General features: G+C 56.2%; 17 protein-coding genes. All 17 read left to right on the top strand.

All coding sequences use genetic code 11. From position 1 onward, the window contains the following. The first annotated feature begins 9 nt into the window (after window positions 1-9). Window positions 10-816 (top strand): ABC transporter permease, encoded by an 807-nt coding sequence (locus K226_RS0115870; protein WP_035242110.1) that lies wholly within the window; start codon window positions 10-12, stop codon window positions 814-816. Beyond that, entirely contained in the window at window positions 813-1,469 is a 657-nt protein-coding gene (locus tag K226_RS0115865; RefSeq protein ID WP_024815719.1) for an ABC transporter ATP-binding protein, read from the top strand. Before K226_RS0115870 ends, K226_RS0115865 begins: the two co-directional genes overlap by 4 nt. Continuing rightward, window positions 1,466-2,809 carry a glycosyltransferase family 1 protein gene (locus K226_RS19130; RefSeq protein ID WP_024815718.1) on the top strand — a complete coding sequence of 448 codons (1,344 nt, stop codon included), beginning with the start codon at window positions 1,466-1,468 and terminating at the stop codon, window positions 2,807-2,809. Before K226_RS0115865 ends, K226_RS19130 begins: the two co-directional genes overlap by 4 nt. Next, window positions 2,806-4,677, top strand: a complete 1,872-nt coding sequence (locus K226_RS0115855; RefSeq protein ID WP_162150987.1) for a hypothetical protein — start codon at window positions 2,806-2,808, stop codon at window positions 4,675-4,677. The genes K226_RS19130 and K226_RS0115855 overlap by 4 nt, the downstream gene beginning before the upstream one ends. Beyond that, window positions 4,674-7,724 (top strand): DUF4214 domain-containing protein, encoded by a 3,051-nt coding sequence (locus K226_RS19665; protein ID WP_081739441.1) that lies wholly within the window; start codon window positions 4,674-4,676, stop codon window positions 7,722-7,724. The genes K226_RS0115855 and K226_RS19665 overlap by 4 nt, the downstream gene beginning before the upstream one ends. Then, window positions 7,724-12,676 carry a glycosyltransferase gene (locus K226_RS19125; RefSeq protein WP_081739440.1) on the top strand — a complete coding sequence of 1,651 codons (4,953 nt, stop codon included), beginning with the start codon at window positions 7,724-7,726 and terminating at the stop codon, window positions 12,674-12,676. Before K226_RS19665 ends, K226_RS19125 begins: the two co-directional genes overlap by 1 nt. Before the next feature lie 45 nt (window positions 12,677-12,721). Further along, the gene (gene gmd, locus K226_RS0115795) at window positions 12,722-13,756 is read left to right on the top strand and encodes a GDP-mannose 4,6-dehydratase (protein ID WP_024815710.1); all 1,035 of its coding nucleotides are present in this window, start codon (window positions 12,722-12,724) and stop codon (window positions 13,754-13,756) included. 77 nt (window positions 13,757-13,833) lie between these two features. After that, window positions 13,834-15,297 (top strand): phosphomannomutase, encoded by a 1,464-nt coding sequence (locus K226_RS0115790; RefSeq protein WP_081739439.1) that lies wholly within the window; start codon window positions 13,834-13,836, stop codon window positions 15,295-15,297. Window positions 15,298-15,355: 58 nt separating this feature from the next. Then, window positions 15,356-16,258: a GDP-mannose 4,6-dehydratase gene (locus K226_RS0115785; RefSeq protein WP_024815708.1), complete on the top strand. Its 903-nt coding sequence runs from the start codon at window positions 15,356-15,358 to the stop codon at window positions 16,256-16,258. Window positions 16,259-16,260: 2 nt separating this feature from the next. Continuing rightward, window positions 16,261-17,385 carry a glycosyltransferase family 1 protein gene (locus K226_RS0115780; RefSeq protein WP_024815707.1) on the top strand — a complete coding sequence of 375 codons (1,125 nt, stop codon included), beginning with the start codon at window positions 16,261-16,263 and terminating at the stop codon, window positions 17,383-17,385. 38 nt (window positions 17,386-17,423) lie between these two features. Then, window positions 17,424-18,626 carry a polysaccharide biosynthesis/export family protein gene (locus K226_RS0115775; protein ID WP_051463553.1) on the top strand — a complete coding sequence of 401 codons (1,203 nt, stop codon included), beginning with the start codon at window positions 17,424-17,426 and terminating at the stop codon, window positions 18,624-18,626. Window positions 18,627-18,661: 35 nt separating this feature from the next. Next, a complete protein-coding gene (locus K226_RS0115770; RefSeq protein WP_024815705.1) occupies window positions 18,662-19,828 on the top strand; it encodes a glycosyltransferase family 1 protein in 1,167 nt (388 codons plus the stop codon). 4 nt (window positions 19,829-19,832) lie between these two features. Next, complete coding sequence (locus K226_RS0115765; RefSeq protein WP_202899910.1) at window positions 19,833-20,858, top strand: beta-3-deoxy-D-manno-oct-2-ulosonic acid transferase; 1,026 nt, start codon at window positions 19,833-19,835, stop codon at window positions 20,856-20,858. After that, window positions 20,855-22,084: a capsule biosynthesis protein gene (locus tag K226_RS0115760; protein ID WP_024815703.1), complete on the top strand. Its 1,230-nt coding sequence runs from the start codon at window positions 20,855-20,857 to the stop codon at window positions 22,082-22,084. The genes K226_RS0115765 and K226_RS0115760 overlap by 4 nt, the downstream gene beginning before the upstream one ends. Continuing rightward, window positions 22,081-22,857, top strand: a complete 777-nt coding sequence (locus K226_RS0115755; RefSeq protein WP_024815702.1) for an SDR family NAD(P)-dependent oxidoreductase — start codon at window positions 22,081-22,083, stop codon at window positions 22,855-22,857. The genes K226_RS0115760 and K226_RS0115755 overlap by 4 nt, the downstream gene beginning before the upstream one ends. After that, window positions 22,850-24,466: an LTA synthase family protein gene (locus tag K226_RS0115750; RefSeq protein WP_238324280.1), complete on the top strand. Its 1,617-nt coding sequence runs from the start codon at window positions 22,850-22,852 to the stop codon at window positions 24,464-24,466. The genes K226_RS0115755 and K226_RS0115750 overlap by 8 nt, the downstream gene beginning before the upstream one ends. Further along, entirely contained in the window at window positions 24,429-25,613 is a 1,185-nt protein-coding gene (locus tag K226_RS0115745; RefSeq protein ID WP_155886567.1) for a hypothetical protein, read from the top strand. Before K226_RS0115750 ends, K226_RS0115745 begins: the two co-directional genes overlap by 38 nt. Window positions 25,614-25,619: the final 6 nt, after the last annotated feature.

Below are 25,619 nucleotides of genomic sequence, written 5' to 3'. Positions count from 1 at the left end.
GGAGAGACCATGGAAGGCTCGTCCCCAAAACCGCAATCATCCCTGCGCGCCTCCTGGGCCATTCAGCGCCGGGTTATTGGTGCCTTGTTGATGCGCGAAGTGCTCACGCGCTACGGGCGCCACAACATCGGCTTTTTGTGGCTCTTTGTTGAGCCCATGATGTTTACGCTGGGCGTGACCGTACTCTGGACCGTGGCCGATGCCGCGCATGGTTCCAACCTGCCGATTGTGGCCTTTGCCCTCACCGGCTATTCCAGTGTTTTGCTGTGGCGCAACATGCCGGGCCGCTGCATTGGCGCCATCGGCCCCAACCTGGCGCTGATGTACCACCGCCATGTGAAAGTGATGGACATTTTTGCCGCGCGGCTGCTGCTAGAGGCTGCGGGTGCGACCATTTCATTCACGGTACTGAGCTTGTTTTTTAGTGCCATCGGCTGGATCAGCCCGCCCGAAGACATTGGCAAGGTGCTGTTCGCCTGGTTCATGCTTGCCTGGTTTGGTTTTTCGCTGGCCATCTTGATGGGGGCCTTGAGCGAGCAGTCAGAAATCATTGACAAAATCTGGCACCCTGCCTCGTACCTGCTGTTCCCGCTCTCAGGGGCCGCCTTTATGGTGGATGCATTGCCCACCGTGGCACAACAATTTGTGCTGATGCTGCCCATGGTGCATGGCGTTGAGCTGCTGCGCGAAGGCTACTTCGGCTCCACTTTCAAGGCGCACTACGACATGGGCTATATGGCTGTTGTCTGCGCCTGCATGAGCCTGCTGGGCATGGCGAAAATGCGCGAAATCAGCCGAACGGTGATGCCCGAATGATCCACATCGAGCATGTCACCAAGCGCTATGCCACGCGCCACGGCAACGTCACGGTGCTGGACGACGTCAACCTCACCATTCGACCTGGCGAAAAAGTTGGCATTCTGGGCCGCAATGGTGCGGGCAAGTCCACCATCATCCGGCTTATCAGCGGCGCAGAGCGGCCTAGCGCAGGCCATATTCGGCGTGAAATGAGCGTGTCTTGGCCCCTGGCTTTTGGTGGCGCTTTCCAAGGCACCCTCACAGGGCTGGACAACCTGCGCTTCATCTGCCGGGTGTATGGCAAAAGCACCGAAGACAAGATTGCCTATGTGCAGGAGTTTTCTGAACTGGGTCGCTACCTGCGCGAGCCAGTCAAAACCTATTCTGCCGGCATGCGCGCGCGCCTGGCATTTGCCATCAGCATGGTGGTGGAGTTTGACTGCTTTTTGATCGATGAAATTGTGGCCGTAGGCGACAGCCGCTTTCATGAAAAGTGCCGTATTGAGTTGTTTGAAAAGCGCAAAGACCGCGCCATGATCATTGTTTCGCACGACCCTGGCTACGTGCGCGCGCACTGCGACCACGCTGCCGTGTTGGTTCAAGGCAAGCTCACCACGTTTGACCATGTGGATGATGCGTTCGCTTTTTATCAAAGCCACGCAGCAGAATGAAAGCGCTTGCCAGGCAGATGCCCGCATGGGCACTCACGCTCATGCCCGTGCGACTCGCCAGGCAGTACGCGAGTGAACCCGCTCCTACAGCGGCTTCATCATCCAAGTCGGCACGGCAACTGCTGGTCGATGTTTCCGTCATTCACCAAAGCGATGCCCGCACAGGCATCCAGCGCGTGGTGCGGGCATTGCTGCTGCAGCTGTTGAGGGCGCCGCCTGTGGGATATCGTGTTTGCCCCATTTTTGCCACGCGCCAGCACGGTTACCGCTATGCCGTCCCAAAATTTCTTGACTCACCAGCGCAAGCACCAGGCGCTGCGGTGTCGCCGGTGCCGGCGGACGTGCAAGTGGAATGCGGGGACCTGTTCTTAGGCCTTGACCTCGCCGCCCATCTGTTGCCCCGCCATCAGGCACAGGTGCTGCACTGGAAAAGAAACGGTGTAAAAGTACATGTGGTGGTGTATGACCTGCTGCCACTGCAGCACCCAGAATGGTTCAAGCCCAAAACCACCCGCAACTTCAAACGCTGGATCAAGTGGCTGGCCGTGTATGCCGACAGTGCCATTTGCATTTCTGAAATTGTCAAGCTTCAACTGCACACCTGGCTGAACACTCACTTTGGTTTGCTGCCCACAGCCTTACCTGCCAGCACCATCGTATTGGGGGCAGATATAGACGCCAGCGCGCCCAGCGGTGGCCTTCCAGCAGATGCCCAAATTCTGTTGGCGCGTCTGCGCAACACCCCCGCCGTTTTGATGGTGGGCACGCTGGAGCCGCGTAAAGGCTACGACCAGGCACTGGCTGCTTTTGAGCAGCTTTGGCAACAAGGCACCACGCCTCTATTGGTCATCGTAGGCCGCCCGGGCTGGAAAACTGAAGCACTGCAAGAAAAACTGCGCCGCCATCCGCAAGCTGGCAAATGCCTTTTTTGGCTTGAAGATGTCAGCGATGAATATTTAGCTCATCTGTATGCCGCCTGCGGCGGCGTGCTGGTAGCTTCCAGGGCCGAGGGCTTTGGCCTGCCGCTGATCGAGGCCGCCCTGCACAACAAGCCCGTGCTCGCGCGCGACCTTCCTGTGTTCCGCGAGATCGGTTTGCCTGGCGTTACGTTTTTCAGCGGCGAAAGCGCTGCCAGTTTGGCCACCGCCATTCCCGCCTGGCTGAAAAAAGCGCGGCCCGAAGGCGGTGCAAGCCAAAGCCGAAGCCGAAGCCCAAACGTGGCCACTTGGCAAACCGCAGCCGTGCAGTTGTTGGATACCCTGGGTCTGTCGGGTGAACCGGATCGCGAAGCAGATGCGGGTTGCGCAGCCAGCGCACTGGCACAAGGGGCAGCGGCATGAGCCCTGTAACTGCGTCACACCCCGTGCACAGCGTTGCCCTGACCTGTGACTTCCTGCGGGCGCAGCCGGGCCCCGACGGCTTTGCCAACTTCCAACCCCGAAACCTTGCATGGCTCGAAAGAATCCTCGGCGCCAAACATGCTTGGCGGCATTGGGGGCTGACAACGAGCGCCATCAAAGCGCCAACCGAGGCGCAGGCGTTCAGGCGCGCCCTGGGCAATGACACCATCTTCGCGGATTATTTGAATGATGCCGATCAAACCTGGGCCTCGTTGTATGACGTTGAAGACGTCACGGTTTTCCCGGCGGTCCTTGATGAGCTGTTTCAGCACGATCTTGTCGTCGGGTTTGAACTGCCACCAACGCTGAAGCGGGCCCTGCATCGGGCGGGCAAGCGCTATATCAGCTTCTACATCCACCCGGTTCGATTCCTGCGCGACTTGTGCCTGTTGGTCACCACCAATTCAAGCGACGTGGCCGACCTTGTTGCGCAGGGGGAGGTTTCCTCACACGAGATCGATTTCCAGGTCAGACGATTCAGCGCCTTGTTTTCGCGCCTGCAACTGCCCGCCTTGTCGCTGCCAGACAATCTGCCCGTGCTGGTCGGGCAAACCGAAAAGGATTCGGTGCTCGTTCGGGGCGGAAGTTTCGCAACCTGGGAAGACTATGAAGACGACCTTGCCGAGATGCTGGGGCCGTACCCCGAGCTGATATTTCTTGAGCATCCGTACCGTCAGAACAGCGCACTCGTCACGGAGTATTTGCGTGGCAGGCATGGCAAAACCGTTATTTCGGTTCGCGCCAACAGCTATGGCGTCATATTTTCACCAGTCCAGACGCCATTCTTTCTGACCCTGGCTTCTTCACTTGGAACCGAAGCGCGCTGTGCCGGGCGGGACTGTACTTTTCTGTACAACGACCCCTGCGAAAAATTCATCCTCAGCGGCGTGGACGTTCCTGGCGCCTGCATGGTTTCTCATGCCGTACTTCAGGATGAATTCTGGAAGAAGATTTTCTCCGGGGATTTCAAGAAAACGAAGTCCAGGACTCGCGCCGCCGCTGACGCCTTCTCCCTGGGGGACCATTACATCCGAAACAGCCTTGATTCATGGGCATTTCGTCCCTTGCAATCCGGGTCGAGCATCGATCCGGTGCGCAAGTTGGTTCTCCCGGCAGCCGCTGCCACACAGGATCGCTTAGGCACCTTGAACACCACTCTCTGTGCTGCGTCGCCCAGCGCAGCACAGCAACTGCTTATCCATGGCCGCACCCAACTGCCATGGGGCGCCGTAGAGACTCTTCCCAGGCCATTCGCCCTGGGCGGGCTTTCCGCTATGGACCTTTCGCGACCAGAAGCTTCGCATTACCTGATTGAGGGTTTTCATATGCCCGAAGCCTGGGGGGTATGGAGCAGCGGCAAGTACGCCAAGCTTATTGTTCCGGTTGATCTGACTGGCGCTGCCGAGATTGAGCTGGACATCTCGATGGTGGTCAAGGTGTATGCGGGAATCATGGCCCATGCGCCGGTGCTGCAGATCACGATGGAAGGCCGAGAGCTTGGTGTTGTACTGTTTCGGAAATCGGCCAAGAACGAGCAGGAGATTGGCTTTACCGTCCGCATCAAGAACCCGGCCTGCCACATCGAGTTTTATGTTTCACACAGTGGGTGTCCGGCATTGCTAAGTCAATCAGCTGATCACCGAGAGTTGGGTTTCGGGCTTTGTGCATTGAGCGTTGCCGTGTCATCGGTCAAGGAAGACGAGCAGGATGAAAGTGGCACTGAAATTGCGGGGAAATTCTGGGGGGTGTCCGAAAATGAAGCCGTTGGCGAGGTGGCCAGCCGCGCATCTCAGGGCGGGACGGCATGAATATGAACAAACAAATTGAGCAAGTCCAGGCCCTGAACCTGGCATTTGCTGCAACCGAACAGCAACTGACCGCTGAAATAGCGGCCCTGGCCCAGCGCGAGCAGGAGGTTGCCGCACAACTGCAGGCGTTGCGCCAGCAAGCCGAACAGGAAAAGGCCGAACAGGCAGCAATCCACAGCGAACAAGAGCATGCACTGCGCCGCGAATACGCCGAGCGGGAACAGGCCCTTAGCCAGCAGCTGCAGGCCGGGCAACAAGAACTCAGCCGCCTAGAGCAAGAGCGCGTGCTGCGTGAACAAGAGCACGCCGAGCAAACCCACCAAGCCCGGCAAGAGCTGGAAGGCCTCGCGCACACCCTGGCCCAGCGCGAGCAGGAAGCTGCCGCGCAGCTGCTGGCGTTGCAGCAGCAAGCCGAACAGGAAAAGGCCGCGCAAGCAGCAACTCATGGTGAACAAGCGCATGCACTGCGCAGTGAACATGCCGAGCGGGAACACGCTCTCAGCCAGCAATTAAATGCCGGGCAGCAAGAACTTCACCGTCTGCAGCAAGAGCGCGTGTTGCGCGAAAAAGAACACGCTGAACAAACCAGCCAGGCCAAACAGGAGCTGGAAACCCTCCTGCGCAATCAGGCCCAGCGCGAGCAGGAAGTTGCCGCGCAGCTGCTGACCATCCAGCAACAAGCCGCCCAGGAAAAGGCCGAACTAGCACGCAGCCAGAGCGAGCAAGAGCGCACACTACACCGCCAACACACCGAGCGGGAACAGGCTCTCAGCCAGCAACTGCAAGCGGGGCAAGAAGAACTCCACCGTTTGCAGCAGGAGCGGGCCCAGCGCGAAAAAGAACACGCTGAACAAACCAGCCAGGCCCGGCAAGAACTGGAAACTCTTCTGCGCGGCCAGGCCCAGCGCGAGCAGGAAGTCGCCGCGCAACTGCTGACCATCCAGCAGCAAGCAGCCAAGGAAAAGACTGAGTTGGCACGCAACCACAACGAACAAGAGCGCGCACTACGACGCCAACACGCCGAGCGGGAACAGGTTCTCAGCCAGCAACTGCAAACCGGGCAAGAAGAACTTCGCGGCCTCGAGCAGGACCGGGCCCAGCGCGAAAAAGATCACGCTGAACAAACCAGCCAAGCCCGGCAGGAGCTGGAAAGCCTGCTGCGCACCCAGGTGCAGCGCGAGCAGGAAGTCGCCGCGCAACTGCTGGCCATCCAGCAGCAAGCAGCCAAGGAAAAAATAGAACAGACCCGCAGCCACAGCGAACAAGAGCGCACACTGCACAGCCAGCACGCCCAGCGGGAAAAGGTACTCACCCAACAACTGCAAGCCCATCAACAAGAACTTCGCAACCTGCAGAAAGACCGGGCAAAGCGTGAGCAGGAGGTCACCGCGCAATTGTTGGATATTCAGCAACAAGCCGCAAAGGAAACGGCCGAGCAGGCACGCAAGCACTGGGAGCAGGCGAGCGCACTGCACCGCCACCACGCTGAGCGGGAGCAGGCCCTCAACTTGCAACTGCAAGCCGGGCAACAAGAACTCCGCCGCCTGGAGCAAGACCGGGCACAGCGTGAAAAAGAACATGTCGAGCAAACCAGCCAATCCCGGCGAGCACTGGAAAGCCTGCTGCGCAATCAGGTGCAACGCGAGCAGGAAGTCATCGCACAACTGCTGGTCATTCAGCAACAAGCGGAACAGGAAAAGGACGAACAGGCCCGTCAGCACAGGGAACAAGAGCGCGCACTGCAGCGCCAGCATGCCGGGCGGGAGCAGGCCCTGATCCAGCAACAGGAAGCCGCACAAGAGGAACGCCGCCAACAGGAGCATGAATGGGCGCAGCGTGAAGACGCAGTCGGCAAAAAAATCACTGCCCTGCAAATCGAAGCGCAGGCGCTTCATCATGCCCAGCAATTACAAGCGCAACAGCATGATTCCGAACTCAGCACCAAGCTGGACGAGCACAAGCGCCTGATAGCAGCCTGCGCAGCCCTGGAGGCCCAGCTCAAAGCCGAGATTCTGTTCGAGCAGCAAACCAGTCTGCGGCTGCGCCAGTCGCTGGCCGAGGTACAGCATAGCCTGGCAACCACGCACGCCTCACTCACCTGGCGCATGACGGCGCCACTGCGCACGCTGGCCTCGTTCATCGCCCCGAAAAAGAATCCCGGCTCCGCACCTCCCATCGTGGCAGAGGTAACCGACGCCATCATGGCTGCTGCTGCAGCACCGAAGTCAATCAACGTTCAACAAGCACCGGTTGAGCCCGTTGAGCCCATCTTGCCTGCCACCACGAATGCAGCTAACGCGCACACCCCAGCCCATGAAATGGGAGAGGGAGTGCCACCCCACGCAATCATGCCGTCTGTTTCAGAATCACAGTCGATCAACGTTCAACACGCATCCATTGAGCCCATCATGCCTCCCCCTGCACAAGTGACTATGCCGCCCATCCCAGCCCTTGCCTCCACACTGGATGGACTATTGGCCTACCACGACCAACAGTTCGTCAGCTGCGCCTATCAAACGCTATTAGGCCGGGCTCCCGATCCTGAAGGGCTGGGTTATTACTTGGGACGATTGCGCACAGGATTTTCCAAAATCCGGATTTTGAAACAATTACGGGTTTCTTCAGAGGGGAAAGCGCATGCAGCCAAGCTGCCCGGGCTGGATATCGCCATTCAACGCCACCAAAAAGAGCAATACCCCTTGATTGGTTGGCTATTCAGACTGCTCAATGGCGGGGAAGGCAACCACCCAACCGAACGCAAACTGCGCGGTATCGAAAACCAGCTTTTTTTACTCGGTGATGAGAGCAACCGCCGCTTCAATCAGTTGGAAACGGCACTGGCCGGCTTGCACCACCTGGTCGTGCAGCAAACCCAATCCGTCGTCGCGGCGCTGGGCGGCACACCTATGACTATCCCCGATGCCTCAAACATCATCCACATCCAGCCACCAGAGCCAGTCGGACTCAAGCAGCTCTCGCCACGTGCCAGAGACATCTATTTTCAACTTAAAACAGCGGCTGCACGACATGCCGGGAGGGCCACGTAATGCGTATTGTGATTGATTTGCAAGGGGCACAGAGTAGCGGGTCCCGTAACCGTGGAATTGGGCGATACACGTTGTCGTTAGCGCAGGCGATCATCCGAAATAAGGGTTCACATGACGTGTTCATAGCCCTTAACGGTCTATTTCCCGACACGATTGAACCAATTAGGGCTCTATTCGACCAGCTATTGCCACAAGAAAATATTCGTGTGTGGCATGCAGTCGGACCGGTATGCCACATTGATCCGGCAAATAATTGGAGGCGAAAAACAGCTGAGTTAAGCCGTGAGGCATTTCTAGCAACGCTTTCTCCCGACATACTTTATGTGACTAGCCTATTTGAAGGATTGACTGATGATGCGGTAACAAGTATTGGGCTACTTACACAAACCATACCTACTGCAGTCACTCTGTACGATTTAATCCCCTTAATCAATAGATCACCGTATTTGGATAACCCTGTAGTTGAGTCGTGGTATGAAAACAAGCTTGACCAAATACGAAGATCTGGCCTATTGCTAGCCATTTCTGAATCCTCTCGTCAAGAAGGTATTGATTACCTTGGTTTCCCAATAGAGCGTTCAATTAACGTAGGTACAGCCGCTGACCCACAGTTTAAACACATTAATATTAACAGTGTGATAGAACGTGATGTACGTGAGCGCTATGGCATACTAAAACCTTTCATTATGTATACCGGTGGAATTGATCACCGTAAAAATATAGAAGGACTGATCCGCGCATATGCATTGCTTCCCCAATCTCTGCGTATAAAGCATCAGCTCGCTATTGTTTGCTCTGTTCATGATGATACGCGTCGAATATTGGCAGACTTGGCAGCGAAGCAAGGTCTAGCTGCGAACGAGGTAATACTTACCGGATTCGTACCAGAAAATGATTTAATTGCGCTTTACCATTTGTGCAAATCGTTTATTTTTCCTTCCTGGCATGAAGGCTTTGGCCTCCCAGCATTGGAGGCGATGTGTTGCGGGGCAGCTGTAATAGCAGCGAACACGTCAAGCCTGCCCGAAGTGGTCGGGAGAGAAGACGCGTTGTTTAACCCGCATGACGACAAGGCAATAGCTCAAAAAATTCAACAAGTCCTAACAGACGACTCTTATCGTGAAGAGTTGATCCAGCACGGCTTGGCACAGTCTAAGAAATTTTCGTGGGACGAAAGTGCCAAATTGGCAATTGGCGCGTTTGAGAAATTTCATGCTGAAAATTTGAGAATGCGGCCGTCTTGCTCTCAACCTATTTCCAGGCCCAAGTTGGCATATGTTTCGCCACTTCCCCCCGAACGTACCGGTATCGCTGATTACAGTGCAGAACTGCTATCAGAACTAGCGCGTTACTACGACATTGATGTAATTGTGGCGCAGGAAGCCATCACTGACCCATGGATTAAAGAGAACTGTTCGGTGCGAACAGCGCTTTGGTTCTCAAGCCATGGCCACCTTTATGATCGTGTCCTCTATCATTTTGGCAATTCACCATACCACCAGCATATGTTTGACCTGCTGCGCCGAATACCAGGTGTCGCAGTTCTACATGATTTTTTCCTCGGTCATATTGCTACCCATATGGATGGGCTCGGGGGTCAAGACTATCCTGACTTTCTAGCAAAGACGCTCTATCAGTCGCATGGTTATCAAGCTATCCGTGAACGCTTTCACACCAATAACACCTGGGATTTGGCATGGAAATACCCTTGTAACAAAACGGTCCTTGATGATGCTCAAGCGGTCATCGTCCACTCTGACAATTCCAAACGACTTGCTCATCAGTGGTACGGGAATTCGATTGCTGACAACTGGTCTGTTATTCCTCTCCTACGCGTCCCTGCGCAAAAATCGGGTCGTCTACAAGCACGAAAAGCATTGGGCATAAGCTTAGACGCTTTTATTGTGTCCAGCTTTGGCTTGCTAGGTCCATCCAAACAAAACCAGCGGTTGCTGGATGCCTGGTTAGCGTCGCCGCTCAGCAAGGATGAGCGCTGTTTGCTTGTTTTTATCGGGGAAAATGATGGCGGAAACTACGGCACAGAACTAACAGCCACAATCCATAACAATGGGCTTTCTCACAGAATTCGTATTACAGGTTGGGCAAATATACTGCAGTTTCGTCAATATTTGGCTGCCACCGATGTGGCGGTCCAGCTGCGCACTCTTTCGCGAGGCGAAACCTCTGCAGCAGTGCTGGATTGCATGAACTATGGATTGGCGACCATCGTAAACGCTAACGGCTCGATGGCCGACTTGCCAAAAGACGCCGTATATATGCTGCCCGACGAATTTAAGATCGCCGATCTAAGTACTGCCCTCGAAAACCTTTGGAAAGACAGAACATATCGAAATCGTTTGGGACAGCGGGCACGTGAAGTGATTCAGATCCGCCATACGCCACGCGCCTGCGCCGACCAATATTTTCAAGTTATTGAAAAATATTCAAGAAGTGCACAGATAAATAGTGGCGAAAACTGCCTGGCACAAGCGATTGCCAAAATCGACTCTGCACCACATGATGAGCGAGAATTGCTGTCTATTGCGAAGAGCATTGCACAAAACCAAGGTCTGTCCAGTGAAAAGCAATTGCTTTTGGATATTTCGATATTAGTGCAATGTGATGCCAAAAGTGGTATCCAGCGCGTTGTCCGGAGTATTCTTTCAGAACTCCTCACAAACCCGCCGAATGGTTTTAGGGTAGAACCTGTATATGCGATACCTGGTCAAGTTGGTTATTACTATGCGAGAAAGTTCACACTACGCTTTCTAAACTGCCCCGACCATCCGCTCGACGATGAGCCCGTGGAGACTTTTTCTGGAGACATATTCTTAGCACTCGATTTAGCTCATTATGCAGCCGAACAACAAGCCGATTTTTATACGCATCTCAGGCGAATCGGCGGGCAGGTCCATTTTGTGGTTTACGATCTGTTGCCCGTTTTGACCCCTGATGTGTTCCCTGAAGGTGTGGCTGCTATGCACGAAAAGTGGCTAACCTCATTGGCCCAATCGGATGGGGTTGTTTGTATCTCACGAGCTGTGGCTGACGAAATGATGGAGTGGCTGAATGTTTTTGGGCCTAAACGTTTGCGGCCGCTCAACCTCGGCTGGTTTCATTTAGGTGCAGATGTTGCCGGATCAATCCCCACAACTGGCTTGCCCGATAATGCCGATGACGTTCTAAAGGCACTTTCCGGCCGCCCTACCTTTTTGATGGTAGGAACGATTGAACCCCGTAAAGGACAGAAACAAACGCAAGCTGCTTTCGATTTGTTATGGGGTCAAGGCGCCGATGTCAACCTGGTGATGGTCGGTAAGCGTGGCTGGAATGTGGAGTCATTGGTGGAGAGACTTCATAAACATCCAGAAAATAACCGGCGCCTCTTCTGGTTGGACGGCATCAGTGACGAATACCTTGAAAAAATCTATGCCACCTCCTCTTGCCTAATTGCCGCATCTGAGGGGGAGGGATTTGGACTGCCGCTCATCGAAGCCGCGCAGCACAAGCTTCCTATCATCGCGCGTGACATCCCTGTATTTCGTGAGGTCGTGGGGGAGCATGCTTTCTATTTCTCTGGGCTCACCTCTGATGCACTCGCAGACGGCGTGCAAGCGTGGCTGGCACTCGACAAGGCAGGACAAGCCCCTCAGTCGGACACTATGCCCTGGTTGACTTGGAAGCAAAGCACGCAAAACTTGCTGGATGTGATGCTGGGCGGTCAGTGGTATCAGCAATGGATGCCCGACGACGTGCGCCGCTTCTGGGGGGGCGACAGCCGCCTAGGTACGCAAGTGGGTAAGCGCACCGGGTGTGACATCGTGTGTACAGGCCAAGCGGGGTACTTGCTTTTCGGCCCGTATATTCCTTTGGCTGCGGGGCAATATCGGGTGGTAATTCATGGCGCAATCGGTGAAAACGGCGCTGCCGGGGCACGTATGGATGTCGCAGTCGATAAAGGTAACCGCATTCTTGGCGAGTCTACTTTAGGCGAGCTTGATCAGAATGGACTCCTTATTGATATGCCGATCATGCTGAACTCTCCCTGCACTGACCTTGAGGTCAGGGTATGGGTCAGCGGCAATACCGACTTGTGTATTTCAATGATTGAGATTGCGCCTTGGCGCACTGATGATGTTTATCGTTTTGCGGGGAGCAATAGTCGTTTTAGTACACAAGTAGGTAAGCGTGCAGATCGTAATATCGTAACTACGAGGCAGGCGGGGTACTTGCTTTTTGGCCCATATATTCCCTTGGACGCGGGCCAGTATCGGGTGGTGATTCGCGGCGCACTCGGTGAACACGGTCTTGCCGGGGCACGTATGGATGTCGTCGTCGATAAAGGTGGCCTCATCCTTGGCGAGTCTGTTCTGAGCGAGCCCGATGAGAATGGCAACTTCGTCGCGTTGCTTATTTCGCTGGATAAGCCCTGCACCGACCTGGAAGTCAGGGTCTGGGTCAGCGAGAGTACTGATTTACAGGTATCCATAATCGAGATTGCACCTTGGCAAGGCGAACAGGAGGCAAGCAAGGCCGATCCAGAGGACATAGCAGGGGGCGACTCTCCTGATCGGAACGCGGTCATGATCGAACCGGCAGGCCAGCTACAGAGTGCCCAAGTCCTATCATTTGCGCCCAGAGCTACCGAACCCACCCAAGACGCGGCAGAAGTAGAGGCCAAAGTATTGCAGCAGGAGTTGACCGACCGTTCGGCGTTGGTTCGGCCTGTCCTCAATACGCCTTCCGGCAAGGTCGCGGTGATTGACGATGACAGCGACGCGCTGCCCGCCCTGCAATCAGCGGAGGTAGAAATGCTTTCTGACCACGCACAGGCATCGAATGATGCATCTGCTCCAAGGGTCATGACGATGCCCTCTGCCGTACAAAACAAGTGGAAACCTTCGTCTACGGAGCGTAATCGGGCAAAAGCCGAACGCAAGAAGAAGCGTTAATTTAATTTCAATCATTCAACACAACTCAAAACCATGAAAGCAAGCATGAAAACAGCAATCATCACAGGTATTACCGGCCAAGACGGCGCTTATCTCGCCGAACTGTTATTAGACAAGGGCTACAAGGTTTACGGCACTTACCGCCGCACCAGCTCTGTCAATTTCTGGCGTATAGAAGAATTGGGTATTGAGCAAAACCCCAATCTGCACCTGGTCGAATACGACCTGACCGACCTCTCCGCCAGCATTCGCCTGCTGCAAACCACCGGTGCCACCGAGGTGTACAACCTGGCCGCGCAGAGCTTTGTGGGCGTGTCGTTCGAGCAGCCGCTCACCACCGCCGAGATCACGGGTATTGGCCCGGTTAACCTGCTCGAAGCCATTCGCATCGTTAACCCCAAAGTACGTTTCTACCAGGCCAGCACGTCGGAGATGTTTGGCAAGGTGCAGGCTATTCCGCAGATTGAAGACACGCCCTTCTACCCGCGTAGCCCCTACGGCGTAGCCAAGCTCTACGCGCACTGGATGACGGTTAACTATCGTGAAAGCTACGGCATTTTTGGCAGCAGCGGCATTTTGTTTAACCACGAAAGCCCGCTGCGCGGCCGCGAGTTTGTGACCCGCAAAATCACTGACAGCGTGGCCAAGATCAAGCTGGGCAAGCTCGACTGCATGGACCTGGGCAACATCGATGCCAAGCGCGACTGGGGTTTTGCCAAAGAGTATGTAGAAGGCATGTGGCGCATGCTGCAGGCTGATGAGCCCGACACCTTTGTGCTGGCCACCAACCGCACCGAAACCGTGCGCGACTTTGTGCGCATGGCGTTTAAGGGCGCAGGCATTGCCGTGGCCTTTAAAGGCGAGGCTGAAGGCGAAACGGCTGTTGACACGGCCACCGGCAGAACCGTGATGCGCATCAACCCCAAGTTTTACCGCCCGGCTGAAGTGGAGCTGCTGATTGGCAACCCCGAGAAAGCCAAGGCCAAGCTGGGCTGGGCACCCTCCACCACCCTTGAGCAGCTTTGCCAGATGATGGTAGAGGCTGACATTCGCCGGAATACAGCCGGGTTTTCGTTCTAATTAACCGGCCACTTAACATTCCTACAGCACCCATGATGCCCATGACGCAACTTCCGCTTGTAAACATTAGCGATCTCATGACCCAAAGCGGCGTCGCGTTTGGCACCAGTGGTGCACGCGGCCCTGTGGTGGCCATGACAGATGCGGTGTGCTTTGCCTACACGGCAGCCTTCTTGCAGCACATGGCCAGCGTGGGCGAGTTTGCGCCCGGCACGCCTGTAGCCCTTGCGGGTGACTTGCGGCCAAGCACGCCGCGCATTTTGGCGGCGTGCGTGGCGGCCATACAGGCGCAAGGTGGCGTGCCGGTGTTTTGCGGTTATGTGCCTTCGCCGGCGTTGGCGCTGCATGCGTTTTCGGTAAAGATTCCGTCACTCATGGTCACGGGCAGCCACATTCCTGACGACCGCAATGGCATCAAGTTCAACCGCATTGCGGGTGAGGTTTTGAAGCCAGACGAAGCGGGCATTAAAGCCCAGCAAGTTGCCATGCCTGCGGGTATGTTTGACGCAGCAGGTGCCTTGCTGCTGCCGCAGGCGTTGCCTGCGGTGCTTGATGTGACCGGTGAGTATGTGCAGCGGTACGTGCGCTTTTTTGGGGCCAATGCCTTGCGCGGCATGCGCATAGGCGTGTACCAGCATTCGGCTGTGGGGCGCGACCTGTTGGTGACGCTGCTGCAGGCGCTGGGCGCCGAGGTGATGACCCTGGGGCGTTCGGCCACGTTTATTCCGGTAGACACCGAGGCGGTGCGCCCGGAGGATGTAGCGCTTGCGCGGCAATGGGCTGCCGAACACGGGCTTGACGCCATCGTGTCTACCGATGGCGACTCAGACAGGCCACTGGTGGCCGATGAACAGGGCGAGTGGCTGCGTGGCGATGTGCTGGGCATTTTGTGTGCCCACTACCTGGGCGCGCAGTGCGTGGCTACGCCGGTTAGCAGCAATACCGCGCTTGAAAAGTCGGGCTGGTTTGCACAGACACCGCGCACGCGCATTGGCTCACCCTATGTCATAGAGGCCATGCAGACGGCCCTGCAGCAGGGCCTGCCTGGCGTGTGTGGCTACGAGGCCAATGGCGGCTTTTTGCTGATGAGCGCAATGCGCGTCGAAGGGCGCGAGTTGGCCCCCCTGCCCACGCGCGATGCCGTGCTGCCCATGCTAGCGGTGATGGCCAGCGCGCGTGCAAGGGGCTGCACGGTGTCGGCATTGCTTGACGCCTTGCCGGCCCGGTTCACCTGCAGCGACCGGATTCAGAACTTCCCCACGGCCCTGAGTCAGGCACGTCTGACGGCCTTGCAGACCGGCAGCGATTCCGAGCAGCGGCAGGCTTTTGAACAGGTGTTTGGCGAGGTATCTGGCACCGTAAGCGACCTCAACGCCACTGACGGTTTGCGCGCCACATTTGCCAACCAGGAAGTGATCCATCTGCGCCCATCAGGCAATGCACCCGAGCTTCGCTGCTACACAGAGGCATTGTCGGCACAGCGCGCGGCTGAAATCAACTTGGCGGCGCTGCGCGTTTTGGCGACCTGGCGAGACGCATGATGGCATTAGCTGCCAAATGCCTGGTTCACCATACGCACGAAACACACAAGGTAAATCTATGAGCAAAATTTTGGTTACCGGAGCAGACGGCTTCACCGGCCGCTACCTTGCGGCGGAACTGCAGCGCGCGGGTTACGAGGTGCATGGCCTGGTGCATAACCCCGTTGCTTCTGGCAAGGTTGCCGGGGTCAGTGCATTGCATATTGCCGATTTGTCGGATGCCGCAGGGCTGGCTGCCGTGGTGAATGAGGTACAGCCCGACAAGGTGGTTCACCTTGCTGCCATTGCTTTTGTAGCGCATGGCGATATAGAGGCCATCTACCGCACCAACCTGGTTGGCACGCGCCACCTGCTAGAGGCCTTGGCCCAAAGCAAAGCTCCGCTCGATGCGGTTTTGCTGGCTAGTAGCGCCAATGTGTACGGCAACTCTGTGGGCGGTGTGCTGGACGAAAACACCCCGCCTGCCCCAGCCAACGACTACGCCGTCAGCAAGTTGGCGATGGAGTATGTGGCGCGACTGTATGCAGACCGCCTGCCGCTCATCACGGTGCGGCCTTTCAATTACACCGGCGTTGGGCAGGCAGAGAGCTTTTTGATTCCCAAAATCGTCAACCATGTGCGCAGGCGTGCCCCGCTGATTGAGCTGGGCAACCTGGATGTGGCACGTGATTTCTCCGACGTGCGCAATGTGGTTCAGTTGTACCGGCGACTGCTGGAGGCACCGGCTGCTGTGGGACAAACATTCAATGTGTGCTCGGGCCAGGCTTGGTCTTTGAACGACGTACTCACCATGGTGCGCGAGATTTCGGGGCACGACTTTGAAGTGAGGGTGAACCCTGCCTTTGTGCGGCAAAACGAGGTCAAAACGCTGGTGGGCAGTCGGGCCAAGCTGGATGCGGTGGTGGGTAATGTGCCTGAGATCGCGCTGCGCGACACCTTGCGCTGGATGCTGGAGGCGTGAGCTTGAAGCTTGTCTTGTCAGTAGAGGCGTTGTCTCCCAGCCTCACGGGGATTGGTCGCTACACATGGGAGCTGGCGCAGCGGCTGCCAGAGCATGCACACCTGCGGGACGTGCAGTTTTACCGGGGCGGGCGCTGGGTCGATGAACCCGCCAGTTTGCTGCAGGCAGCAGTGCCCAAAGCAGCGGCGGCCAAAGTCAAGCCAAGCTTTCGGTTCAAGCAGCCGCGCTGGCTGCGCGAATGGCGCACCTCGGCCGCGTGCCGTGGCCGAGTGTTTCATGGTCCCAACTTTTTTCTGCCGGCCTGCGCTGAAGCGGGGGTTGCCACCGTGCACGATCTTTCGGTATTCAAATACCCCGAGACGCATCCGCTGGAGCGCATCAAGCACTTTGAGCGGGAGTTCACCAATTCGATGGCGCGTGCAGCGCACCTGGTCACCGACTCTGAAGCGACTCGTCTGGAGGTGATGAACTTTTTGGCCTGGCCTGCTGACAAAATCACGGCGGTGCCGTTGGGCGTCTCTTCGCAATTTGCACCGGCATCCGAAGATGCGTTGGTAACTTGCCTCGCCAAATATGGGCTGACATTTAAGCGTTATGCGTTGTGCGTTTCAACGCTAGAGCCACGCAAAAAAATTGCCAACTTGCTGCAGGCCTACGAACGCCTGCCGCGACAAGTGCGTGAGCAATACCCTTTGGTGCTGGTGGGCGGCGCTGGCTGGTTAAGTGAGGCGCTGCACCAAAAAATTGACCGTTTGGCTGCACAAGGCTGGCTTCGGTATCTTGGCTTTGTGCCAGAAGCTGACTTGCCCGCTCTGTATGCCGGTGCCCAGGCGTTTGTTTACCCGTCTATCTACGAAGGTTTTGGTTTGCCAGTGCTGGAGGCCATGGCGTCTGGTGTGCCGGTGGTTGCTTCCATGTTCACTTCATTGCCTGAAGTCACGCAAGGCGCTGCCCTGCTGGTGGACCCAGATGATATTGATGCGCTAACCCAGGGTATTCATAAAAGTATTTGCGACGAACCCTGGCGAGAAACCGCCTTCAAGGCGGGCCTGGCCATCGCCCACAGTTATACGTGGAGCCGCTGCGTAGACCGAACGGTCGATGTTTATAAAAAAGTAATGCGCTAAGCCACGACCGAATTATTAGAAATATGCGATTTAAATTTATGAAATCAAAACCTGCTGGCGCACTAGACCGTCCTGTTTCATTGCTGGCTACACTACTTGCCGCAACTGTTGTGGGCATGCTCAGTGGTTGCTCTACCTACCCAACCTGGCTGCCTTCATCTGGCCCCAGCACCGAGCAAGTGCAACAAACACCCGATACGCCAAACGGCACGGGCATTCAGATCGTGGATGTGAATGATGCGGTGGCGCGCAAGCTGCTGGCAAGCCAGAGGTTGGCGCTTTTTTCTGAAACATTCAGCGCTTCTGCCCAGCCAGGCTATGTGATTGGCGCAGGTGATGTGATTGAAGTGTCGGTATGGGAGGCGCCGCCTGCAGCCTTGTTTGGCAGCGGCGCCATAGACCCGCGCTCCGGGCCAGCCACCACGCGCGTAACGGCCTTGCCCGAACAAATGGTCAACAGTAACGGCCACATCAACATTCCGTTTGCGGGGCAAATTGCGGCAGCTGGGCGAACCCCGCAGCAGATTGAGACCGACATCGTGCAGCGCCTGAAGGGCAAGGCCAACCAGCCGCAAGTGCTGGTGCGGGTGATCCGCAATAACACGGCCAACGTGACGGTGGTGGGCGAGGTGACAACGAGCACGCGCATGCCACTTACGGCGCGGGGCGAAAGGCTGCTGGATGCGCTGGCCGCAGCGGGCGGCACGCGCCAGCCGGTCAACAAAATGACATTGCAGGTAACGCGTGGCAACCAGGTGCAGGCCTTGCCGCTCGACACGATTATTCGGGACCCTCGTCAAAACATCGTGCTTCAGCCCGGCGACGTGGTGACATCGCTGTTTCAACCACTCAGTTTTACGGTGTTGGGCGCCACTGGCAAAAATGAAGAGCTGAATTTTGAAGCACAGGGCATTTCGTTGGCGCAGGCCTTGGCCCGTGTGGGTGGCCTGCAAGATTCGCGTGCCGATGCACAAGGTGTGTTTATTTTCAGGCTGGAATCGCCTGCTGCCATGGAGCTGAATGGAAAAACGGTGCCTACCACGCCTGAGGGCAAGATACCGGTTATTTACCGTGTCAACCTCAAAGACCCGGCCACTTTCTTCGTAGCGCAGAGCTTTCCGGTGCAAAACAAGGATGTACTGTATGTGTCTAATGCGCCCGCGGCTGAATTGCAGAAATTTCTTAATGTTGTAGTTTCTGCTATTTACCCTGTTGCCAATATCGTCAACGTATCCAAATAAATTGTTAAATTCTTTCTCTATTTGGAAAAGACTCCATGCGTGAGTCGTTGATTGATGTTACTCGCCTGGTGGATAGGACGATGCAGGGGCGTTTACCCACGGGGGTGGATCGCGTCAGCCTTGAATATATTCGCTATTTTGGCCATCGTGCAACGGCGCTGGTGCGATTTTCCGGACAATGGATAGGGCTTTCGCTGGCGGATTCAGAGCGCGTTTTTGATGGGCTGCTGTCCCCAGCGGACAACTTCAATTCTTTGGTCAGGCGAGCAGTGGTCCGGTCTTTCTTGGGCCGCGTGGGGCGGAGGTTCTCCGATTCCCGGTTTTTTTTCAATACCGGGCATAGTGGTTTGGAAAGAGCACATTACGCCCAATTTTTGCAACGCTCTGCGCTAAAGCCTCTGTATTTTGTTCACGATCTCATTCCGGTGACGCATCCTGAATATTGCCGCCCCGGAGAAGCAGAGCGCCACCGGCTTCGGATGGACACCATGCTTTCCACGGGGCAGGGCGTAATAGCCAATTCGGCGGCAACGCTGGCCGAGTTTGCGGCTTATGCCCAGGCAAGTGCCCGACCCATGCCAGAGACTGCGGTGGCATTGCTCGCACCCGCCCGGTTGCCTGAGCCGGTTGCCGCCCCGCTGTTGGATGCGCCGTATTTTGTAATGCTGGGGACGATTGAGCCGCGCAAGAACCATTGGCTGCTGCTCCAGTTGTGGCGGCAATTGATCGAGCGTTTGGGAGATGCAGCGCCGCGCCTGGTCATCATCGGCCAGCGTGGTTGGGAATGCGAGAACGTGGTCGATCTGCTGGAGCGTTGCGAAACGCTGAACGGTTTTGTCTTTGAGCAGCCCGCCTGCAACGATAGCGAGTTGGCTTCCTGGTTGCGCCATTCACGGGCCTTGTTATTCCCCTCGTTTGCAGAAGGCTACGGCATGCCCTTGGCGGAGGCGCTGGCCATGGAGGTGCCGGTCATCGCCAGCGATCTGCCGGTGTTTCGGGAAATCGCCGGGGATATTCCTGAGTATGTCGATCCGCTGGACGGCCAGCGCTGGAGAGATCTGGTTATCGAATACGCCCAGCCGCAGAGCCCAATGCGGCAGCGCCAATGCCAAAGAATGGCGGGATGCGAGATGCCCACCTGGGGGGCGCATTTCCAGCAGGTAGAGGCCTTGATGGAGCGCTTGCGTGACAAGAAACACTAAGTCATTGCGTGCTCCGGTGGTCTATGCGCTCGATTTTTCTACCTGGAAGCGATCCGTGGTGCGCCAGTGCTTTGCGCATGCGCGGGTAGTTTTCATCGATGACGCTGCCGCTGTACCCGATGGTGGGGTTTTGGCGGTCTGGGGGATGAAGCATTTTGGCAATGAGTTATCAAAAAATGTAAGTGTTTTGCGCCTGGAAGACGGATTTCTGCGATCGGTGGGTTTGGGCGCAGATTTGATTCGGCCCATGTCCTGGGTGGTGGACGGGCGCGGTATTTATTACGATGCCACCCGGCCGTCCGACCTGGAGCATTTACTGTCGGGCACAAGCTTCGACGCGGCGCTGCTGCAGCGTGCCGCCCGCTTGCGACAGCGCATCGTTGCCGAGGGGCTGACCAAGTACAACACCGGGCGTTGCGGCTGGCAGCGGCCCGCCGGTGCACAGGAGGTCATTCTGGTCCCGGGCCAGGTCGAGAGTGATGCGTCGCTGGCTTATGGCGCCCCCGGAATACGTTCGAACATCGGTTTGCTGCAGGCTGTGCGCCAAGCCCACCCCAAGGCCTATCTTGTGTACAAACCCCACCCCGACGTGCTTGCAGGATTGCGAGCCCACGGTGCAGGAGAACAAGAGGCGCTTCGCTGGTGTGACGAGGTGGTAACTGATGTCGCGATGGGGGATTTGCTGACGACCGTGGACGAGGTCCATGTACTCACTTCGCTGGCAGGCTTCGAGGCCTTGCTGCGCGGCAAGCATGTGACCTGCTATGGCCAACCTTTCTACTCGGGCTGGGGCTTGACGTCTGATGTAGTGCCAAACCCGCGCAGAAGCCGGCGGTTGTTGCTGGATGAGCTGGTGGCGGGGGCGTTGATTGAGTACCCCGTCTACTTAAGCCGCACAAAAAACAGCTTGATAACCCCGGAGCAGGCACTGGATGAGCTGGTGGCCTGGCGGGCACGCGCCGGGGGCTCAGTGCCTTGGTGGCGGCAATTGTTTCGGGTGGTGTTGCGACAGGTTGTGGGGGTTCGATGAGCCAGATGCGTTCTTTTCTATTTTTGCAGGGGGTTTGCTCCCCCTTTTTTGTGCGCTTGGCCGCCGCACTTGAAGCCGACGGGCATCGGGTTTTCAAGATCAATTTCAATGCGGGGGATTGGCTTTACTGGGGCGGCAGAAAAGCCTGTAACTATCGCGGCGCCGTTGATGATTTGCCAGATTTTTTGGACCAAAAGTACCGAGAATTTGGTATCACCGACCAGATATTGTTCGGTGACTGTCGGCCGGTTCACCGTCAGGCGGTGACGCAGGCTAAAGCCTGTGGCATTCGCACCCATGTTTTTGAAGAGGGCTATTTCCGCCCCTATTGGGTGACCCTGGAGCGTGAGGGCGTAAACCGGCATTCTTTATTGCCACGAGATCCAGAGTGGTTCATGGATGTCGGCAAAAGTTTGCCCGGCTATGGCAACGGGCAATCTTTTCGTTCGCCGTTCAAAATCCGCGCGACCCATGACGTGGCTTATCACTTGGCAGGGTTTTGGAACCCGGTGTTTTTTCCCCGCTACCGAACGCATGCGACGGTGAATGCTGCAATCGAATACGCAGGTTACGCGCGCCGCTTGCCTGGCTTGCGTTTCCACGCGCCGCGAGACAACACGCTGGTGGAGAGCTTGATCAAGACAAAGATTCCTTTTTTTGTCTTGCCACTTCAATTGGGAGGCGATGCCCAGATCCGTGAACACTCTCGTTTTGATGACATGGCCGCGGTGATGGAGTTTGTCATGGCCTCTTTTGCGCGGCATGCCCCCGGGCAGACCAGGTTGGTCATCAAAAATCATCCGTTGGATACAGGACTGGTGAATTATCCAAAAATGATCCGCGCCTTGTCGTCGCGCTTTGATCTGGCTGACCGGGTGGATTACATGGAAACTGGCAATCTGGACGCTTTGCTGTTGCATGCCCGTGGAACGGTGACGGTCAACAGCACGGTTGGCGCACTCTCGCTGGGCTTAAACTGCCCCACCATTGCGCTGAGCGACCCGATCTATAGTCTGCCCGGGCTCACTTTTCAGGGTCCGCTGGATGATTTCTGGCATGGGCGTACTTTGCCTGATGCCGAGTTGTTCAGACATTTCCGCAACACGGTAATTCATGTCACACAGGTGAATGGCGGGTTTTATTGCCGTGATGGCATTGCATTGGCGGTAGAAGGCAGCCGTCGCGTGCTGGCATCCCAGCGCTCACCTTTGGAGGAGTTGCTGTGACGAGAGTTATCTCTCCGCAAACTGTGTTGATCACCGGTGCAACCGGCGGCATTGGCGGCGCTTTGGCGGATGTGTATGCCGAGCCCGGAAACACCTTGATTCTCCAAGGGCGCAATGCGGCCCGGCTGGCAGAACTATCGGCCCAGTGTGAGGCCAGGGGGGCAAGGGTTTTGACCCGCGTGCTGGATGTCCGCAACCGCGATGAACTCTCGACATGGCTGCGCGATGTGTGTAACCAGGAGGCGGTTAACTTGGTGATCGTAAATGCCGGCGTGAACACCAACATCGGCTCGGCGGGCGCAGGCGAGCGTTGGGAAGACACTGAGGCCTTGATCGAGGTGAATGTGCTGGCGGCAATGGCGACCGTAGAGGCCGTTTTGCCGTCGATGCGGGCCAGAGGAGCTGGCCAGATTGCCTTGATCAGCTCGCTGGCGGCTTATTTTGGACTGCCAGTTACACCGAGCTATTGCGCCAGCAAGGCAGCCGTCAAGGTGTATGGTGAGGCTTTGCGGGGTTGGCTGGCACCGGAGGGCATTCGTGTCAACGTGGTGATGCCGGGGTATGTCGAGTCGCAGATGTGCCGAGACATGCCCGGCCCCAAGCCCTTTCTGTGGCCTGCCGACAAGGCCGCACGGTTTATACAACGCGGCCTTGCGCGCAACCGTCCGCGCATCAGTTTTCCATTTCCGTTGAATTTTGGCACCTGGTGGCTGTCCGTTCTGCCCCCGGCGACTTCGGAACGAATCTTGCGTTTGATCGGCTACCGTGGTTGATGGCATGGTATTGACGGCGCTTGCTTTGCCTGTATGCGCCGGCATAGGGTTGTCATTTCTGTTGGAGCAGGGGATGCAGCCCAGGCCGCGTGCCTTCTGGAGGCGCCCAGGGGCTGCGTTTGTCATCCATGTTGCTTTGTGGCTGCTGGTGTTCTCTGTTGAACTGGCGGTGTTCCGTCGCCCCTGGTTTGCCATGGCCAATGTGTTGGCCCTCCAGCTTTTTGTCGTGCTGGTTAGCAATGCGAAATTTCACTCCTTGCGTGAGCCCTTCATTTACCAGGATTTCGAGTATTTCTGGGATGCCTTGAAGCATCCGCGTTTGTATTTGCCATTTTTGGGGGCGGTCCGGGCGGTGTTTGCTCTCGCTGGGTTCGGCTTGGCCTTGTACGCCGGTTTGACCTGGGAGCCATCGTTGCGCGCACGCATGCCGGTGTGGGATTTTCTCGCCATGGTGGCTGCCTTGGTTGTCGCCGGGTTGGCACTGTTGTGGTGCGGAACTAGGGGGCGGTTGAGGGTGATTTTCGCGCCCGAGACCGATTTACGGCAGCTGGGCTTGTTGACCAGTTTGTGGCGCTATGCACAGGAGGAGAGCAAACCCGTCTGCGTGCCTTCTGCGCATGATTTCAAGCAACCTGCGCAAGCCCCTTTGGGCGTGTTGCCCCATTTGGTAGTGGTTCAGAGTGAGTCTTTTTTCGACGCGCGGCGCTTGTTTTCTGGCATACAGCCCCAGGTGCTGCAGGCGTTTGATGCGGTCAAAGCATCCGCTGTCTGCCAGGGGCAGTTAGAGGTCGCGGCCTGGGGCGCGAATACGGTACGCACTGAATTCGCCTTTCTTTCCGGGCTGGGCTCGGCCTCGCTCGGAGTGCATCGCTTTAACCCGTACCGCAAGTTGGCACGCATGGGGGTGCCGACCATGGCTTCTTTCCTCAGGAGTTTGGGGTACAGAACTGTGTGCGTACACCCGTATTTCGCCAGTTTTTACACACGCGACGAGGTATTTCCATTACTCGGTTTTGATGAATTCATTGACATCGAAAATTTCAAAAATGTCGAAAAAACAGGGCCCTATATCGGCGATGTCGCATTGGCCGAGAAGGTTTGTGCTTTGCTGCAGAAGTCTTCCAATCAGCCGATTTTTGTCTTCGTTATTTCCATGGAAAACCATGGACCGCTGCACTTGGAGAAGGTGCAGGGGGATGATGTGGAGCGGCTGTATTCGAAACCGCCGCCAGAGGGTTGTGATGACTTGACGATTTATTTGCGGCATTTGGGCCAGGCGGATCGCATGGTCGCCATGCTGCGCGATCAGCTGGATGCTTTACCTGGTGACGGCTGGCTTTGCTGGTTTGGGGACCATGTGCCCATTATGCCCAAGGCGTACGCGGCGACGGCTGTGCCGGACGGTAAAACGGATTACCTGATCTGGCGAAAAGGCAACGCCCCTGACATGGGAAGCCGATTGGATGTGAAGATCGAAGATTTGGGAGGCTTGTTGTTGCAAAAAATGGGCTTGATAAGCTCGATCGATACAGTCAGTGCGTTGGCCGAGGATGACGGAAGGTGCGCCATGGATGATGGAACCATCCTCAAACGGTTTATTGCAAACTGATTACTGCATGACTACGGTTCAATCTGGCCTGAAGCGACGCCATGTTTTTTATGTGACGGGATATGATCCGCGTGGGCCGGAGTTCTATCACGCTCTGCTTAAACGCGAGGCAAGGGTTGCAAAAAGTCGCGGCCTGGAAAATATCCACGTCGGATCCTTGAGGCAGACATGGGCGCATGGCTTTGTGTGCGAGTGCTCTGCAACCGAGGCGCCGCAGCTTGATATTTCTTATGAATTTCTCGCTATCACCGACATCATTGCGAAGTATTTTCTCGCCAGCATGCTCTGGACTTTGATGCAAAGTTTGCGTATGTTTTTTGTTATGTTGGCTTCGGGTTTTCTTTTAAGAAATTTCCGCAGGGCGCCGAAGTTTGCGATTTTTTCTCTTTACCCTTTTGTTCTGATATTTCTCTTGATCTTGCTCGCGCTGGTGCTCGCTGGCGTTTTATATGCCTTTTCGGGAGGAGGATTGCTTGCAATGGTTGTCGGCATTGCGTTGTTCTCAGTCTTTTGTTTCTGGATTCGCCGCAATGACCATCGATTTTATTTGTTTTATCTGCTTGGCGATTTTTTCTTTTCACATGCAGTGGTGACTGGAGAAAATATTGATCTAAAGCGGCGCATGCAGGAATTCATTCGGCGGGTTGAAGGTGCGGTGAATTCGGCCGACGAAAACACTGAAATATTGATTGTTGGCCACAGTTCGGGAGCGTTGTTGGCGGTGCAGTTGGCCGCAGAGGTGTCACGCCGCGTAGAGAAAACTTCTACGGCTAAGATTTCTCTTTTGACTTTGGGCGGTCAATCGAGTCTCGGATTTTTTTGGAATACTGAATCATTTGTGGCCGATGTGGCGCAACTGGCCACCATCCAGAGCTTGGCTTGGCGCGATATATTTGCGCCACAAGATGTTATTTGTTCTGGGCGTTTTGATGCGGTGGCGCAATTAACTCAGGCTGAAAATAAGGGTGGTTACTCCTTGCATTCAGCCCGATTCAAGGAATCGCTGACTCCGATCAACTACGACCGGATGCGTTTCGATTTTTTCAAACTACACATGCAATATCTGCGTGCCCGCGAAACTGACCGGGGATTTGGTTTTCTGTCGATCATAACCAGCCCCGTACGGTTGGCAGCCACTCCAATTTAGTCGTGC

It is taken from the genome of Acidovorax sp. JHL-3, from assembly GCF_000526295.1.
Taxonomy (GTDB): domain Bacteria; phylum Pseudomonadota; class Gammaproteobacteria; order Burkholderiales; family Burkholderiaceae_C; genus Acidovorax; species Acidovorax defluvii.
Note: the sequence above shows the minus strand (reverse complement) of the source record. Positions and strands in the feature narration are given on the sequence as shown.

Coding starts and splice junctions, on each gene's coding strand:
- K226_RS0115870 (WP_035242110.1), top strand. CDS start 10: ATGGAAGGCTCGTCCCCAAAACCGCAATCATCCCTGCGCGCCTCCTGG.
- K226_RS0115865 (WP_024815719.1), top strand. CDS start 813: ATGATCCACATCGAGCATGTCACCAAGCGCTATGCCACGCGCCACGGC.
- K226_RS19130 (WP_024815718.1), top strand. CDS start 1,466: ATGAAAGCGCTTGCCAGGCAGATGCCCGCATGGGCACTCACGCTCATG.
- K226_RS0115855 (WP_162150987.1), top strand. CDS start 2,806: ATGAGCCCTGTAACTGCGTCACACCCCGTGCACAGCGTTGCCCTGACC.
- K226_RS19665 (WP_081739441.1), top strand. CDS start 4,674: ATGAATATGAACAAACAAATTGAGCAAGTCCAGGCCCTGAACCTGGCA.
- K226_RS19125 (WP_081739440.1), top strand. CDS start 7,724: ATGCGTATTGTGATTGATTTGCAAGGGGCACAGAGTAGCGGGTCCCGT.
- gmd (WP_024815710.1), top strand. CDS start 12,722: ATGAAAACAGCAATCATCACAGGTATTACCGGCCAAGACGGCGCTTAT.
- K226_RS0115790 (WP_081739439.1), top strand. CDS start 13,834: ATGACCCAAAGCGGCGTCGCGTTTGGCACCAGTGGTGCACGCGGCCCT.
- K226_RS0115785 (WP_024815708.1), top strand. CDS start 15,356: ATGAGCAAAATTTTGGTTACCGGAGCAGACGGCTTCACCGGCCGCTAC.
- K226_RS0115775 (WP_051463553.1), top strand. CDS start 17,424: ATGAAATCAAAACCTGCTGGCGCACTAGACCGTCCTGTTTCATTGCTG.
- K226_RS0115770 (WP_024815705.1), top strand. CDS start 18,662: ATGCGTGAGTCGTTGATTGATGTTACTCGCCTGGTGGATAGGACGATG.
- K226_RS0115760 (WP_024815703.1), top strand. CDS start 20,855: ATGAGCCAGATGCGTTCTTTTCTATTTTTGCAGGGGGTTTGCTCCCCC.
- K226_RS0115745 (WP_155886567.1), top strand. CDS start 24,429: ATGATGGAACCATCCTCAAACGGTTTATTGCAAACTGATTACTGCATG.